At 66.5% G+C, this 15,620-nt stretch carries 15 protein-coding genes and 1 pseudogene; 8 read left to right on the forward strand and 8 right to left on the reverse strand.

Annotated elements, in window-relative coordinates; all coding sequences use genetic code 11:
• Window positions 1–6: 6 nt before the first annotated feature.
• A complete protein-coding gene (locus tag ACZYZ9_RS14190) occupies window positions 7–984 on the forward strand; it encodes a YihY/virulence factor BrkB family protein (RefSeq protein WP_463826896.1) in 978 nt (325 codons plus the stop codon).
• Here ACZYZ9_RS14190 and ACZYZ9_RS14195 read toward each other — a convergent pair.
• Window positions 971–1,210 carry a DUF3039 domain-containing protein gene (locus ACZYZ9_RS14195; RefSeq protein ID WP_463826897.1) on the reverse strand — a complete coding sequence of 80 codons (240 nt, stop codon included), beginning with the start codon at window positions 1,208–1,210 and terminating at the stop codon, window positions 971–973. The two genes, ACZYZ9_RS14190 and ACZYZ9_RS14195, sit on opposite strands and share 14 nt — an antisense overlap.
• Window positions 1,211–1,287: 77 nt before the next feature.
• On the opposite strand from ACZYZ9_RS14195, the gene ACZYZ9_RS14200 reads away from it, so the two are divergent.
• From ACZYZ9_RS14200 to ACZYZ9_RS14210, 3 genes and pseudogenes are all read left to right on the forward strand, one after another.
• The gene (locus ACZYZ9_RS14200) at window positions 1,288–1,701 is read left to right on the forward strand and encodes a DUF3099 domain-containing protein (RefSeq protein ID WP_463826898.1); all 414 of its coding nucleotides are present in this window, start codon (window positions 1,288–1,290) and stop codon (window positions 1,699–1,701) included.
• Between the two features lie 145 nt (window positions 1,702–1,846).
• Window positions 1,847–2,809 (forward strand): annotated as a pseudogene (locus ACZYZ9_RS14205) (sigma-70 family RNA polymerase sigma factor); the annotation flags it as partial.
• 145 nt (window positions 2,810–2,954) lie between these two features.
• A complete protein-coding gene (locus tag ACZYZ9_RS14210) occupies window positions 2,955–3,647 on the forward strand; it encodes a metal-dependent transcriptional regulator (protein WP_463826899.1) in 693 nt (230 codons plus the stop codon).
• 19 nt (window positions 3,648–3,666) lie between these two features.
• On the opposite strand, the gene ACZYZ9_RS14215 is transcribed toward ACZYZ9_RS14210, so the two are convergent.
• A complete protein-coding gene (locus tag ACZYZ9_RS14215) occupies window positions 3,667–4,716 on the reverse strand; it encodes a DUF4192 domain-containing protein (protein WP_463826900.1) in 1,050 nt (349 codons plus the stop codon).
• Window positions 4,717–4,829: 113 nt separating this feature from the next.
• Here ACZYZ9_RS14215 and sthA point away from each other — a divergent pair, with 113 nt between their 5' ends.
• Window positions 4,830–6,236 carry a Si-specific NAD(P)(+) transhydrogenase gene (gene sthA / locus ACZYZ9_RS14220; RefSeq protein WP_463827166.1) on the forward strand — a complete coding sequence of 469 codons (1,407 nt, stop codon included), beginning with the start codon at window positions 4,830–4,832 and terminating at the stop codon, window positions 6,234–6,236.
• 3 nt (window positions 6,237–6,239) lie between these two features.
• On the opposite strand, the gene ACZYZ9_RS14225 is transcribed toward sthA, so the two are convergent.
• Window positions 6,240–6,959: a trypsin-like serine peptidase gene (locus tag ACZYZ9_RS14225; RefSeq protein WP_463826901.1), complete on the reverse strand. Its 720-nt coding sequence runs from the start codon at window positions 6,957–6,959 to the stop codon at window positions 6,240–6,242.
• 147 nt (window positions 6,960–7,106) lie between these two features.
• Here ACZYZ9_RS14225 and ACZYZ9_RS14230 point away from each other — a divergent pair, with 147 nt between their 5' ends.
• Both ACZYZ9_RS14230 and ACZYZ9_RS14235 read left to right on the forward strand, forming a co-directional pair.
• Window positions 7,107–8,084 carry a proteasome assembly chaperone family protein gene (locus ACZYZ9_RS14230; protein ID WP_463826902.1) on the forward strand — a complete coding sequence of 326 codons (978 nt, stop codon included), beginning with the start codon at window positions 7,107–7,109 and terminating at the stop codon, window positions 8,082–8,084.
• A gap of 39 nt (window positions 8,085–8,123) precedes the next feature.
• Entirely contained in the window at window positions 8,124–9,149 is a 1,026-nt protein-coding gene (locus ACZYZ9_RS14235; protein WP_463826903.1) for an alpha/beta fold hydrolase, read from the forward strand.
• A gap of 27 nt (window positions 9,150–9,176) precedes the next feature.
• Here ACZYZ9_RS14235 and ACZYZ9_RS14240 read toward each other — a convergent pair whose 3' ends face one another.
• The 3 genes from ACZYZ9_RS14240 to ACZYZ9_RS14250 all read right to left on the reverse strand — a co-directional run bounded on the left by ACZYZ9_RS14240 (window position 9,177) and on the right by ACZYZ9_RS14250 (window position 10,759).
• A complete protein-coding gene (locus ACZYZ9_RS14240) occupies window positions 9,177–9,662 on the reverse strand; it encodes a peroxynitrite isomerase (protein ID WP_463826904.1) in 486 nt (161 codons plus the stop codon).
• 10 nt (window positions 9,663–9,672) lie between these two features.
• The gene (nrdR, locus tag ACZYZ9_RS14245) at window positions 9,673–10,134 is read right to left on the reverse strand and encodes a transcriptional regulator NrdR (RefSeq protein WP_463826905.1); all 462 of its coding nucleotides are present in this window, start codon (window positions 10,132–10,134) and stop codon (window positions 9,673–9,675) included.
• Window positions 10,135–10,252: 118 nt separating this feature from the next.
• Window positions 10,253–10,759, reverse strand: a complete 507-nt coding sequence (locus ACZYZ9_RS14250; RefSeq protein ID WP_463826906.1) for a LysM peptidoglycan-binding domain-containing protein — start codon at window positions 10,757–10,759, stop codon at window positions 10,253–10,255.
• A gap of 293 nt (window positions 10,760–11,052) precedes the next feature.
• On the opposite strand from ACZYZ9_RS14250, the gene lexA reads away from it, so the two are divergent.
• Window positions 11,053–11,769: a transcriptional repressor LexA gene (gene lexA, locus ACZYZ9_RS14255; protein WP_463826907.1), complete on the forward strand. Its 717-nt coding sequence runs from the start codon at window positions 11,053–11,055 to the stop codon at window positions 11,767–11,769.
• Window positions 11,770–11,778: 9 nt separating this feature from the next.
• Here lexA and ACZYZ9_RS14260 read toward each other — a convergent pair whose 3' ends face one another.
• Entirely contained in the window at window positions 11,779–14,112 is a 2,334-nt protein-coding gene (locus ACZYZ9_RS14260) for an LGFP repeat-containing protein (protein ID WP_463826908.1), read from the reverse strand.
• A gap of 333 nt (window positions 14,113–14,445) precedes the next feature.
• The gene (locus ACZYZ9_RS14265; protein ID WP_463826909.1) at window positions 14,446–15,606 is read right to left on the reverse strand and encodes an acyl-CoA dehydrogenase family protein; all 1,161 of its coding nucleotides are present in this window, start codon (window positions 15,604–15,606) and stop codon (window positions 14,446–14,448) included.
• Window positions 15,607–15,620: the final 14 nt, after the last annotated feature.

Genomic DNA, 15,620 nt, shown 5'->3' on the forward strand with positions numbered 1-15,620 from the left:
ACGGATATGAGTGAGCAGGGTTCCACGCACGCCCGCCATCACGTCTGGCAAATAAGTCGTAGGACACTGTCCAAGGCTTGGGATGACTCGATTTTCTCGGAATCCGCCGAAGCCGGCTTCTGGACCTGTCTCTCGACGCCGCCACTGCTGCTGGGCATCTTGGGCACTTTGGCCTGGGTGGCTCCCCTTTTCGGCGAGGACACCTTGTCCTCGATCATCAAGAGCATTCTGTCCACGGCCCGGAACTTCTTCTCCCCCAACGTCGTAGACCAGATCATCGAACCGACCATCCGCGATATCACGGGTATCGCCGGCGGCGAGGTGGCCTCCGTCGGATTTCTGATCTCGTTGTGGGCGGGATCGTCGGCGATCTCGTCGTTCGTCGACGCCATCGTGGAGGCGCACGACCAGACCCCGTTGCGTCATCCCGTCCGACAGCGGTTCTTCGCGCTGTTTCTGTACCTGATGATGTTGCTGTTCGTGGTGGTGACCGCGCCGGTCGCGGTCGTCGGCCCCCGCAAAGTCAGTGAACATATTCCGGAAGGCACCCAGAATCTATTGCACTACGGCTACTACCCGGCCCTGATTCTGGGCCTGATGGCCGGGGTGACGGTGCTGTATCGGGTGGCACTGCCGGTCCCGCTGCCGACACACCGGCTGATACCCGGAACAGTGCTGGCGACAGTGGTTTTCGCGGTCGCCACCCTGGGCCTACGGCTGTATCTCAGTTGGATCGGCAGCACCGGCTACACCTACGGCGCACTCGCCACACCGATCGCGTTCCTGCTGTTCGCGTTCTTCGGGGGCTTCTCGATCATGATCGGGGCCGAACTCAATGCCGCGCTGCAGGAGGAATGGCCGGCGCCTGCGACGCACGCCCACCGGCTGCGCAAGTGGCTGGTCCATCGCACTTCGTCCATGACCGGCACCACCGATGCGGCGCCGTCACAGTCCGCGGACGACGCAGGGGTCAGCCCTTCTTGAGCCGCTCGTAGATCTGCTTGCAGTCGGGGCACACCGGCGAACCCGGCTTGGCCGCCTTGGTCACCGGAAACACCTCGCCGCACAACGCCACAACATGATTGCCCATAACCGCGCTCTCAGCGATCTTGTCCTTCTTGACGTAGTGGAAGAACTTCGGCGTATCGCTGCCGGTCCCGTCATCGGCGCGTTCGTCGGCGTCAGTGCGCTCAATCGTCTGGGTCTCCATGACCTACATTGTGCATCCTGACCCGCAGCGGGACACCGGGAAAACCGCGATCGGCTCAGGTGTGCCACAGTGGAGGAATGAAGCGCGGCCCCGAGCTGAGTTTCGACGACTTCGATGAACACGGTCGCCCGGTACTTATCACCGCTGCTGCACCCTCCTACGAGGTGCAGCACCGGGCGCGTGTGCGGAAATACCTGACGATCATGTCGTTTCGGATTCCGGCGCTGATCCTGGCCGCCCTCGCCTACGGCGCCTGGCACAACGGTCTGATCTCGCTGCTGATCGTCGCCGCTTCCATACCGCTGCCGTGGATGGCAGTCCTAATCGCCAACGACCGGCCGCCGCGCAGCCCGGACGAACCCCGCCGCTTCGAACAGACGCGGCGCCGTACGCCGTTGTTCCCGACTGCCGAGCGGCCGGCTCTGGCGCCACGGCCGCACCCGACGCCGGAACCGGACTGGCGGACGGTCGAGCCCGACGGTTCCGAGTAACCGTCCACTCGCGCCACTTCTCAGGACATTCTCAGGTCACAAGCGCATTCCCGCACGTCACGGGGTGTGAGATGACGACCTCGTGGGAACTCTCGATGCGGGCTTCTCGTTAACCACATGAACAAGACAAGCCAACCGGGAGGGCGCAATGGCACATGCCACCACAGGCCGATTTGACGGCGATTTGGATGCTCAGAGCCCAGCTGCGGACCTGGTGCGTGTATATCTGAACGGCATCGGCAAGACGGCGTTGCTCAACGCCGCCGACGAAGTCGAGTTGGCCAAGCGCATCGAGGCCGGACTGTACGCCGAGCACCTGCTGGCAACTCGGAAGCGCCTGGGCGAGAACCGAAAACGCGATCTGGCTGCGGTGGTGCGGGACGGGCAGGCGGCTCGGCGCCACCTGTTGGAAGCGAACCTGCGGCTGGTGGTTTCGCTGGCCAAGCGCTACACCGGTCGGGGAATGCCGCTGCTGGACCTCATCCAGGAAGGCAACCTCGGCCTGATCCGCGCGATGGAAAAGTTCGACTACACAAAGGGTTTCAAGTTCTCGACGTACGCCACCTGGTGGATCCGCCAGGCGATCACCCGCGGCATGGCCGACCAGAGCCGCACCATCAGGCTGCCGGTTCACCTGGTGGAGCAGGTCAACAAGTTGGCGCGGATCAAGCGGGAGATGCACCAGAATCTGGGTCGTGAGGCGACCGACGAGGAACTGGCCGCCGAGTCCGGCATTGCCGTTGAAAAGATCAACGACCTGCTCGAGCACAGCCGCGACCCGGTGAGCCTGGACATGCCGGTAGGGTCGGAAGAGGAAGCCCCGCTTGGTGATTTCATCGAGGACGCCGAGGCTATGTCCGCCGAGAACGCGGTGATCGCCGAATTGCTGCACACCGACATCCGCAGTGTGCTGGCCACTCTCGACGAGCGCGAGCACCAGGTGATCAGGTTGCGCTTCGGACTCGATGACGGCCAGCCCCGCACGCTGGACCAGATCGGCAAGTTGTTCGGCCTGTCCCGCGAGCGGGTCCGGCAAATCGAGCGGGATGTGATGTGCAAGCTGCGTCACGGCGAACGAGCTGATCGGCTGCGGTCGTACGCCAGCTGAGGTACGAATTCGCTCGTTTGGCAAGCTTTACTGGAGACGGTGTGCCCGCCGCGGTTACGCGGCGGGCATACTGCTGCGGTGGGGTGTTTTGCGCGAACACCCGCAGGGCTGGCGAAGTAGACTCGGCGGCAACGGAGGATGCTGAATGAACGACTTGGTTGATACCACCGAGATGTACCTGCGGACTATTTACGACCTCGAGGAAGAGGGCGTGACGCCGCTGCGCGCCCGGATCGCCGAACGGCTCGAGCAGAGCGGCCCCACCGTCAGCCAGACCGTCTCCCGGATGGAACGCGACGGACTGTTGCGGGTGGCCGGCGACCGGCATCTCGAGCTCACCGACAAGGGCCGCACGCTGGCCGTGGCAGTGATGCGCAAGCACCGGCTGGCCGAACGTCTGCTCGTCGACGTGATCGGCCTGCCGTGGGAGGAAGTGCACGCCGAAGCCTGCCGGTGGGAGCACGTGATGAGCGAGGACGTCGAACGCCGGTTGGTCAAAGTGCTCAACAACCCGACGACCTCGCCGTTCGGCAACCCGATCCCCGGCCTGCTGGACCTGGGCCTGACCGCCGAATCCGGCGCCGACGACGCCAACCTGGTCCGGCTGACCGAGCTGCCGGGCGGATCGCCGGTCGCCGTCGTCGTGCGTCAACTCACCGAGCACGTGCAGGGCGACATCGACCTGATCAGCCGACTCAAGGACGCCGGAGTGGTGCCCAACGCCCGCGTCACGGTCGAGACCGGCCCGGGTGGTGGAGTGACCATCGTCATTCCCGGACACGAGAACGTCACCCTGCCGCACGAGATGGCCCACGCGGTGAAGGTCGAAAAGGTCTGACCCGCCTCGTTCCGCGCCGTCACCCGGCGCGCCTGCCTTGGCGCGGCGGCAGCCGTACCCCGAGTTGCTCGGCCAGCTGGTAACCGGTACCCGCCAATCTGCGAATGTCGTTGGGCCGCAACCCCGATTGCAAGGCGGTGTCCAGCATGCCCGCCATCCGATGGTCCGGGTCGCAGCGCAGTGCCGCCTCCAGCGACAAACCCGCCAGCGGCCCGTCACCGCGCACGTAGGCACTGAAGGCCAGCAGTACCAGGGCCTCCACCCGCCAAGGTGGCGGCAGCAGCCGTGCCAGCACCGACCACAACGACTCGGCCGCGTCGGCGCTCTCCGCAACAGCGAGGGCATACAGCGTGTCCCGCACCCGGGTATCGCTCAAGGCGCAACCGAGCTCGGCGACCTGGGCATCCGAGAGCAGTTCGCCGTCGAGCACCTGGGCCGCGGCCGCCAGCGCTTTCTCCACCTCGGCTCGGCAACAGGCGGCGGCATCGGTTCGAACCGCCTTCTCGCGCACGCTCTCCGCGTCTTTCAGGGCCGCGAGCAGCGTCGCACCGCGCGCTACGTCCGGGGCGATCACCGCCTGCAGATCGGCACGCCGCCGGTACAGCCGCCGGCCGTCCACCACCGCCGCCACCGCCAGCGGCGACGCCGAGGGATCGTCGATCTCGCCGCCTTTGCCGCAGGAATCGACGCAGTGCCAGCGTCCGCCGCGCGCGATCTCGTCGACCACGTGCGCCGCGTACAGGTCGATGTCGTAACGGGCCAAGGCCGCGGCGACCGCTGCACAGAGCCGCTGATGCTCCTCGTTGCACACCGCGCAATGCGCACCCTCGTCGTCGACGATCACCGCGATCGCGGCGTCCGGGCGCGCCGCGGCGGCAACCTCCGCAAGCTGATCGACCCGCTCGATCAGGTCGTCGGCCAGGTCGGCACGCATCACCGCACCCAGTCCCCCGTCCTCCAGCGACACCAACACCAACGAGTTCTCCGGCACGAAACCGAGGATGGCGGGTAGGGCCGCGATCAACGCGCCGGGCCGATTCAGTTGAAAGTCTTCTCGATGCTTCGTCATGACCACAACGCTGACGACTGACACCGTCAGTCCGCGCTCGCGCAACGTGATTCAGCGCCGCGCTTGTGGAGAAAGTCTGGACTGTGGGCCTTATCGTCTATCCCATGACCTCCATGCGCGAATACGACCTGGTCGTTATCGGCTCCGGACCCGGCGGACAGAAAGCCGCCATCGCGGCGGCCAAGCTGGGCAAGTCCGTGGCGATCGTGGAACGCGGGCGCATGGTCGGCGGAGTCTGCGTCAACACCGGCACGATCCCGTCGAAAACCTTGCGGGAGGCCGTGGTCTACCTCACCGGCATGAGCCAGCGCGAACTCTACGGCGCCAGCTACCGGGTCAAGGACAAGATCACCCCGGCCGACCTGCTCGCGCGCACCCAGCACGTGATCACCAAGCAGGTCGACGTGGTCCGCTCGCAGCTGATGCGCAACCGTATCGACCTGGTCCTGGGCCACGGCCGATTCATCGACCCGCACACCGTGCTGGTGGAGGAAGACGCGCAGGGCGAGCGGGTCACGGTCAGCGGCGACTACATCGTCATCGCCACCGGCACCAAACCGGTGCGCCCGTCCGGGGTCGAGTTCGACGAGAGCCGGGTGCTGGACTCCGACGGCATCCTCGATCTGCGTTCGCTGCCCGCCTCCATGGTGGTCGTCGGCGCCGGCGTGATCGGCATCGAGTACGCGTCGATGTTCGCGGCGCTGGGCACCAAGGTGACGGTGGTGGAGAAGCGCGACACCATGCTGGACTTCTGCGACCCGGAGATCGTCGAAGCGCTGAAGTTCCATCTGCGCGACCTGGCGGTCACCTTCCGCTTCGGCGAGGAGGTCACCGCCGTCGACGTCGGCTCCTCGGGCACCGTCACCACCCTGGGCAGCGGCAAGCAGATACCCGCCGAGACCGTGATGTATTCCGCCGGCCGGGAAGGACAGACCGCCAGCCTCGGCCTGGAGAACGCGGGACTCGAAACCGACCATCGCGGAAGGATTTTCGTCGACGACCAGTTCCAGACGAAGGTCGAACACATCTATGCGGTGGGCGATGTGATCGGCTTCCCGGCGCTGGCGGCGACCTCGATGGACCAGGGTCGGCTGGCCGCCTACCACGCGTTCGGGGAACCGACCGACGGCATCACTGCGCTGCAGCCGATCGGGATCTATTCCATCCCGGAGATCTCCTACGTCGGCGCCACCGAGGTGGACCTGACCAAGGAATCCATCCCCTACGAGGTAGGTGTGTGCCGGTACCGCGAACTGGCTCGCGGCCAGATCGCCGGCGACTCCTACGGCATGCTCAAGTTGCTGGTGTCCACCCGCGACCGCAAGATTCTCGGCGCGCACATCTTCGGCACCAGCGCCACCGAGATGGTGCACATCGGGCAGGCGGTCATGGGGTGCGGTGGAACCGTCGACTACCTGGTCGACGCCGTCTTCAACTACCCGACGTTCTCCGAGGCCTACAAGGTCGCCGCGCTGGACGTGACCAACAAGATGCGCGCGCTCAGCCAGTTCTTGCGGTAAATCTCAGCAGTGGTCGTCGTAGTCGGCTGGTGCGACGTCGCCGGGACCGCGGGCTTCGGCGCGGGCGAGCAGTTGTGCGATGTTCTCGTCGAAAGGCGCGCTGTAGGAGAGGTTTTCGGTGCATCCGCCACCCTCCAGACCGCCGACCACCCCGACGACCTTCGACCCGTCGACCCAGGGCGCGCCGCTCGTTCCGCCGACCAGCCCGGCACACGGCAACGAGGGGAATCCGCTCCCGGTGACGCCGGAGGTGCCCTGGCAGCCGATGGGACCGCCACCCACGCCCGCGGGATAGCCCGTGACACTCACCCGGGTGCCCGGCAGCGGGGAGGTCCCCAGGCTCAGGGCCGCGCCGGCACGGCCCTCCACCGTCCCGCGCGCACCGCTCACCCGGGCGATCGCGTAGTCCGCGCGCGGGTCCCGGCTGCCAGTCCAGCGTCGGTCGAAGTACACCGCGTCGACCGTCCAGACGTCGGCGGGCCCGGCGGCACCGCTGAAACCCGGAACGAAGGTCGTCTTCGCCGGGCCCAGCAGGCAATGCGCAGCGGTCAGCACGAGGTCACCGCGCGCCGAGTGCAGTACCGAACCGCTGCACCCGTGCCGATTGCCGCCGTCCCGGAAAACCGCACCCACCCGCGGGTCCGGCGCCACATGAGCGCCCTCGTGCGCGGCGCAGGACGCAAGAATCACCGCCAGGCTGATCGTTGCCGTCACTGCGCGCATCGGTCCCATCCTGCCCGACCGGAGGGGACCGGCAAGCGAATAGAAACCGGTCCGACTGCGTTCTGAGAGATGCGGCGTCGATTGAGGGAGACTGGTTAGGGCAACCTAGAGAGGCCCGCGCGCGAATCCCGGAAGGAGGCACGCTCAATGTCCGACCATCACGACCCAGGCGAGGCGCAGGAATACCAGCCCGGACAACCCGGCATGTACGAGCTGGAGTTCCCGGCACCTCAGTTATCGGCATCCGACGGCCGCGGTCCGGTGCTGGTCCACGCCCTGGAGGGGTTCTCCGACGCCGGTCACGCGATTCGGCTTGCCGCCGCCCACCTCAAAGAGGTGCTGGACACCGAACTGGTCGCATCATTCGCGATCGACGAGCTGCTGGACTACCGCTCCCGGCGGCCGATGATGACCTTCAAGACCGACCACTTCACCAAGTACGACGATCCCGAATTGAGCCTGTACGCGCTGCGCGACAGCGTCGGGACCCCGTTTCTGCTGCTGGCCGGCATGGAACCGGACCTGAAGTGGGAGCGGTTCATCACCGCGGTGCGACTGCTGGCCGAACGCCTGGGCGTGCGGCAGACGATCGGCCTGGGCACTGTTCCGATGGCCGTCCCCCACACCCGGCCCGTCACGATGACCGCACACTCCAACAACGCCGAGCTGATCGCCGACTTCCAGCCGTGGATTTCCGAGATCCAGGTCCCGGGCAGCGCGTCCAACCTGCTGGAATACCGGATGGCGCAACACGGCCACGAGGTGGTCGGCTTCACCGTGCACGTCCCGCACTACCTCACCCAGACCGATTACCCGGCCGCCGCGCAGGCTCTGCTCGAGCAGGTGGCGAAGACGGGATCGCTGGATCTGCCGGTGGAGGCGCTGGCCGAGGCGGCCGCTGAGATCCGGACCAAGATCGACGAACAGGTCCAGGCGAGCGCGGAAGTCGCTCAAGTGGTGACCGCGCTCGAGCGCCAGTACGATGCGTTCATCGACGCTCAGGAAAACAGATCTTTGCTGGCACGTGACGAGGAACTGCCCAGCGGCGACGAGCTGGGCGCCGAGTTCGAGCGCTTTCTGGCTCAGCAGGCGGAGAAGAAGCACGACGACGACGATTCGAGTTAGTCCCGAACGCCTTAACGGCCCGACGACGAGGTTGGCGACATGACCGAGCGAAAACGCAATCTTCGCCCGGTGCGGGAAGTGACCACCCCGTCGCTGCAGTTCCGCACCATCCACGGCTACAAGCGGGCGTTCCGGATCGCCGGATCCGGCCCGGCGATCCTGCTGATCCACGGCATCGGCGACAACTCCACGACGTGGACCGGTATCCACGCCAAACTGGCCCAGCGGTTCACCGTCATCGCCCCAGATCTGTTGGGCCACGGCAAATCTGACAAACCGCGCGCCGACTACTCAGCCGCGGCGTACGCCAACGGCATGCGCGACCTGCTCAGCGTGCTGGACATCGAGCGGGTCACCATCATCGGCCACTCGCTGGGCGGTGGGGTGGCCATGCAGTTCGCCTACCAGTTCCCCCACCTGGTCGAGCGCCTGATCCTGGTGGGCGCCGGGGGCGTCACCAAGGACGTCAACATCGCGTTGCGGTTCGCGTCGCTGCCGATGGGCGCCGAGGCGCTGGCGCTGCTGCGCCTGCCGCTGGTGCTGCCGGCGGTGCAGTTGCTGGGCCGGTTGGCGGGTCTGGCGCTCGGGTCGACGGCTATCGGCCAGGATCTGCCGAACATGCTGCGGATATTGGACGATCTCCCGGAGCCGACCGCTTCGGCGGCGTTCACCCGCACCCTGCGGGCGGTCGTCGACTGGCGCGGCCAGATCGTCACCATGCTGGACCGATGTTATTTGACCCAGGCGATTCCGGTGCAGATCATCTGGGGCCGCAAGGACTCGGTCATCCCGGTCCAGCACGCGTACATGGCGCACGCCGCAATGCCGGGGTCCCAACTCGAAATCTTCGAGAACGCCGCGCACTTTCCGTTTCACGACGACCCGGCCCGCTTCCTCGACCTCGTCCAGCGCTTCATCGACACCACCGCGCCCCCCGACTACGACCAGGCCGCGCTGCGCGAGTTGCTTCGCACCGGCGGCGGCGAGGGAACCGTGAGCGGTCCGACTGACACCCGGGTGGCCGTGCTCAACGCGATGGGTGCCGACGAGCGCAGCGCCACCTGAGTTCGCGTCCGCGAGCCGGCGCGGCTGTCACAGCTGTCGGCGCAGCGTGGCGGACAGATGGTGTTGCAGGGGTTGCCCAACCGCACCCATCTGCAGCGAGTACGACAGCTCGTCCCCAGCGATCCGCAACGACCGCCCCAGGGCGCTGACCTCTTTGGCCGTCGGCGTCAGTCCGATACTGGTTGTCGCCACATCGATTTCGATGACGTCACCGGTCACCGAGTAGGTGCCGACCGCTATTTCGGTGATGCCGCTGGGATGGGCCAGCACCAGCTCCACGTGACCGGGCTGCGGTACCCGAAGATAGCCCGTCTCGGCATGCAACGGCTTGTCGTCGGCGGGGGCCTTGGTCTTCTGTCCATAGCTCAGGAAAGGTTTGCCGACGTGGGCGAAGACAACCTCTTCGAGGTATTCGAAAGGCTGGATCGTCGGATACTCCCCCGCGCCCCGGCCCACCCAGGTACCCAACAACGGCGCCAGCGCATGCAGATCAGGATGTAGTTCGGCGACCATCGGGGTGCGGTCAGCCGGACGTCGAAACGTTGCGGTGCGCGCGCAGCGCCTCGATCTCGCGCTCGAAATCGTCGGCCGACGAGAAGGACCGGTAGACGGAGGCGAACCGCAGGTAGGCCACCTCGTCGAGGTCGCGCAGCGGTCCCAGAATGGCCAGGCCGACCTCGTTGCTGGGGACCTCAGGGCCGGCGGCACGCACCGCGTCTTCCACCTGCTGGGCAAGCAAATTCAGCGCATCGTCGTCAACCTGGCGCCCCTGACAGGCCCGGCGGACGCCACTGATCACCTTCTCGCGACTGAAGGGCTCGGTGACGCCGCTGCGCTTGACCACGGCCAACACCGCGGTCTCCACCGTCGTGAACCGGCGTCCGCATTCCGGGCACGAGCGACGACGGCGGATCGCCTGGCCCTCATCGGTTTCTCGCGAGTCGATCACCCGCGAATCGGGATGCCGGCAGAACGGGCAGTGCAAGAGCCGCTCCTTTGCCGTACCGACTGGTATCCGGGTAGAAGAACACCCCGACAGTACCCGCGTGCTCCGTAGCGGGCCAACGCTGACCCGGGCAACCATCGACCGGGCGGGTGCTCGCTCAGCCGATCGGGGCGATCAGGGTCTGACCCGCCGAGACCGCACTGGAATCCAGTGCGTTCAGGTCGCGAATCCGTTCCACGACGTCGCGCACCGGCGCGCCGGGCGCCACCCGGGCAGCGAGGTCTTGCAACGACTCCCCCGGTTCCACCCGCACGACCGCCAGGGCGGCGGGCACCTGCGGCGCCGACTCGGCCGCGCCGTCGTTGACCATGCTGCCGAAGTTCGCCATCAGCCCCAGCCACACGGTGATGACGCCCGCGAGCAGGGCCAGTCCGATCGTGGTGGCCACGCTCACCGGGCGTCTGCGATGTGCGACCGTCGAGCGCGTGACGCCGGTGCCGTAGTAGCGAACGGGCGCCACACCCGGGCGCGCGGGCCCCGGTCTGCTGGATCCACCCTGGCCGGCGCGGTACGAGGGATATTGGCGCACCGGCCGCCCAACAGGCCTGTTCAGGTGGCCCTGCGTGTTCCCGCTGCGGTGCGGACCCGCGTAGATGAGTGTCATGCCGTTCCCTCCGGTCGACTACTTATCGCTCGTGTGTTCGACCATAGTCGCTCACGTGTTCGAAACCCGAACATTTGAGCGACGCGTGTCGCACGAGCAAAACGGTAGACCTCACCACCGACAAGGATTTGTCGGTGCAACCAGCTGGGTGACTATCAGATACCCCGACCACGCGGAAGTTACACACTTGTGATTCACTTTATTTCCGCAGATCCCGGCTGTGGTCTGGGCGATGACACGCCCGGTCGAACACATGTTTGAATTTTGAGCCTGGTGCGGTTACATTCAGATCCATGAGCGACAGCAACGACACCGCGGCCGGTTTCGGCCCGGGTAGTGCGAAAGCGACACAAGGCCGGCCACCTGCGGCCGATGTAACGCTGACCGAGCGGCAGCGCACCATCCTCGAGGTCATCCGTACCTCGGTGACAACGCGGGGCTATCCGCCGAGTATCCGCGAGATCGGCGACGCGGTGGGCCTGACGTCCACCTCGTCGGTCGCCCACCAGTTACGCACCCTGGAGCGCAAAGGCTATCTGCGGCGCGACCCGAATCGCCCGCGCGCCGTCGACGTGCGCGGTGCCGACGATGCGGCAGTGCCCCGTACCGATGTCATCGGCTCGGACGCCCTGCCGGAACCCACTTTCGTCCCGGTCTTGGGGCGCATTGCCGCCGGCGGCCCGATCCTGGCCGAGGAAGCCGTCGAAGACGTGTTCCCGTTGCCCCGCGAGCTGGTGGGCGAAGGGACGCTGTTCCTGCTCAAGGTCGTGGGTGAGTCGATGGTCGAGGCCGCCATCTGCGACGGCGACTGGGTCGTCGTCCGCCAGCAGAATGTCGCTGACAACGGCGACATCGTCGCGGCGATGATCGACGGCGAAGCCACTGTGAAGACGTTCAAGCGAGCGGGCGGTCAAGTGTGGCTGATGCCGCACAACCCCGCGTTCGATCCGATTCCCGGCAACGATGCGATCGTGCTCGGCAAGGTCGTCACCGTGATTCGCAAGGTGTAGCGCGCATCCTCAATCGGCTCTGACGAAGCCGTTGGCGCGCGCGGCGTCTTCGTTGGCGAACCAGATCTCGGCCAGGGTGTCGTGGTACAGCGCGCTGGTGGGCGTGTAGTACAGCCCGAACCGGGCACTGGCCTTGATGGGATAGCCGTCCGGCGCCCGGTACGGGTCGTCGTCGAGCGGCAGATGGATGGTCGGGCGCACCGCGGCGCTGCCTGCTGGCGCGGCGGTCGGCGCTTGGACCTGCGGGGCGGCCCCGAACGGCGTGTCAGGTTCCACGGCATACCCGGCCGGGTCCGCTGCGGCATGTCGACCCTTTCGCAGCTCGGGAACCGCGACAGCATCCGGCGGTGAGGCGAGATCGGGTGACTCGTCGTCCGCATTGCGCCCCGGCTCGGTCATCGGGTAAAACGCGTCCGCATAATCCTCGCTGGACGGCCGGGCCGGCTCCGTTTCCGGGTACTCCACGAACTCCGGGGGTTCCGGGCTCTCCTGAACGTCCACAGGTTCGGGCACTTCCTCGAACTCCGGCACGTCCGGGACCGGCAGGTACGGCGCATTCGTCTGCGGCACCGACACCTCCGGCGCGAAATCGTCCGGCGCGACTGTCTCCGGCACGACCGGCTCCTCCTCGGCGAGTTCACCAAGAGCGCCGCGCGACACGACGGGGATGGGCGTGGTGCCCACCGCGTCGGGGTCTTCCTCCTCGAACTCCGCCGACCCGTCCGGATCGAAATGCTCTTCGGCGACGTGGCCGTATTCGTCGTCGTCAACACCCTGCTCGGAGCCGGCCTGCGGGACGGCCCCCGCTCTGGACCAGCTGACCCGGCCGGCGGTGGGGTCTGCGTCCGCCTCTGCCTCGACATGCTGGTCGACGGGCGGGAAACGCTCGGAACCGTAATCGATTTCCTCATGCGGCCAGCGGTCATCGGCACCGGGGTCGTATTCCACACCGAGGTCCCGGTCGCGGTCGTACACCGGCGCATCCGGTACTGCGGCGCGGCGCCGACGCAAACCCGACACCACCAACACCGTCATCAGCACCAGCAGCAGCAAAGGAATGGCCGCGATCAGCCACCACCAGTGGAAGGTGAACTTCTTGCCCGCGGGCGCCGACGCCGAATTACTTGGGGTGTTCTGCCCCGACACCTGCAGGCCGGACAGCAGCGGCGCGAGGTTGGCCGGGTCGGTAGTGAACGTGTTCTTGGCGCGGTTCCACGAGATCTTGCCGCCGGTGAACTTCTGCGACACCACGTCGCCGTCCACCGTCTGGTCAGCGACCGGGGCGCCGAGCTTGCCGGTGGCCCCCTTGAGCTTGTCCCAGGCGGCTTTCATGGCTCCGCGCACGACGAAAGCGCCGTGTTCGGGCGTCCAGAAGATCACCGGCTTGTCAGCTGCGGAGAACACAGCGACACGACTGGCGGGCGTGATGCCGCCGTCGGCCTCGTTGGCGACCGGAAAGCCCAGGTCGCTGCTCACCGGTCCACCGACTGCTTCGTACTTCTGCAGGATCGGCCCCTCGACCGCGTTGGCGCCGGTGGCCGGGCTGAAGAAGATCTTGCCGCCGTCGAACTCCTGGGCGATGCCGTCCCCGCCGATCGGCGACTGACTACCCTTCTTGGCGCCCAGCGGTCCGGCAGCGCCACCTGCGGCGCGCCACGCCATGTTGATGGCGGCAGTGGGGTCGATCGCCACCTGCAGACCCTTGAGCTGCTCGGCCAGGTTCGCCGGATTGGTGGTGAACTCCTTGGTCTTGCGGTTCCAGGACACCTCACCGCCGGTGAACTTCTGCGAGGTCACCTCGCCCTCGTAGGTCTCATCGCTGATCGGGGCGCCCAGCACGCCGCCGGAGCTGCCCAGCTTGTCCCACGCCGCGTTCAGGGCGCCGCGCACCACAAAGGCACCGTGGTCGGGCGTCCAGAAGATCACCGGGTTGTCGCTGGCGGCGAAGGTACTGACCCGGCTGTCCGGTCCGGCGAGGCCGGGCACTTCATTGATGGTGGGAAAACCCAGGTCACTACCCGCGGGACCACCCAGCGATTCGTATTTCTCCAGGATCGGGCCGAACATGAACTTCGCGCCGGAGGCAGGCGTGAAGTACATCTTGCCGCCGTCGAAGTCCAGCCCGAAGCCGTCCCCGATCGGATAGACGTCGCCTTTGCGGGCGCCCAGCGTCGAGGTGTCGCCACCGGCTTTCTCCCACGCGGCCATCATGGCCGCCTCGGCGTCGCCGATCGGGGACGCCGCAGCGGTCGGCGCCAGCAGCGTCACAGCCAGCGCGGTAGCCGCCAAGCCGAGCAGCGCCCGACCGACCAGCTTGCTCAATTGCCCTCTCCGCCCGTCCACCAAGCCTCCCAGCCGATGCCCCTGCCCACCTGGCGAGCCGGCGGATCGCCCGCCGTGGGCCATTCCCCAGCTACGACCTGCATCGTTGCCGGGCTCGCATAACTTTGCTCTAGCGAACGAGAAATGCGAAGTCAAATTGTAGATATTACGGAAACGGTTATCGACCCGACGTCGAAATGATGCCGGGCCGCGCCCGTGTCGCGAGAGATGGGAGAGCGGCACCTGCGCCTCGACCGAGCGCAGCGGATACGCATTTCGCACGGACCGACGCTACGTCAGGGCTCGATCCGGTCAACGTTCCACATCGAAATCGCGGCCTGCGGCCGCCGACCGTCAGACGCCGAGGCTGCGGCCGATGATCTCTTTCATGATCTCGGTCGTGCCACCGTAAATGGTCTGCACGCGAGCATCGAGATACGCACGGGCAACCGGGTATTCGCGCATGTAACCGTATCCGCCGTGCAGCTGCAGGCACCGGTCGATCAGGTGAACCTGCTTCTCGGTGGAATACCACTTGGCCATCGCGGCCTGCTCGACCGTCAGCTTCTCCTCCAGGTGCAGGGCCAGGAAGTTGTCCACCATCATGCGCACCACGGTGGCCTCGGTGGCCAGTTCGGCCAGCAGGAACCGCGTGTTCTGGAAGCTGCCGATCGGCTTGCCGAATGCTTTGCGCTCCTTGGCGTACTGCACGGTGTCCTCCAGCACCGCCTCCATCGCCGCAGCGGCCATGATGGCGATGTTGATCCGCTCCTGCGGCAGGTTCTGCATCAGATAGATGAAGCCCAGACCCTCTTCGCCCAGCAGATTCTCCACCGGCACCTTGACGTCGGTGAAGGACAGTTCGGCGGTGTCCTGCGCGTCCAGACCGATCTTGTCCAGGTGGCGGCCCCGCTCGAAGCCCTCCATGCCGCGCTCGACGACCAGCAGGCTGAATCCCTGGGCGCCCTTCTCCGGGTCGGTCTGGGCGACCACGATCACCAGGTCGGAGTTGATCCCGTTGGTGATGAACGTCTTCGACCCGTTCAGGATGTAGTGGTCACCCTCTTTGACGGCGCGGGTCTTGATGCCCTGCAGGTCGCTGCCGGTGCCCGGCTCGGTCATCGCGATCGCGGTGATCAGCTCGCCGGTGCAGAACTTGGGCAGCCAGCGCTGCTTCTGCTCTTCGTTGGTCAGTTTCAGCAGATAGGGCGCCACCACGTCGTTGTGCAGGCCGAATCCGAGACCGCTGTAGCGCCCGGCCACGGTCTCCTCGGTAACGATCGTGTTGTAGCGGTAGTCGGGGTTGCCACCGCCGCCGTACTCCTCCGGCACCGCCATACCCAGGAAGCCCTGCTTGCCGGCCTCCAGCCAGACGCCGCGGTCGACGATCTTGGCCTTCTCCCATTCCTCGTGGTAGGGAGCGACGTGGCGGTCCAGGAAGGCCCGGTAAGACTCCCGGAACAAGTCGTGCTCGGGTTCGAAAAGCGTGCGCTGGTATTTGACGGCGCTACCCATGCGTATGGCCTCCG

It is taken from the genome of Mycobacterium sp. IDUB_28 (assembly GCF_055419285.1).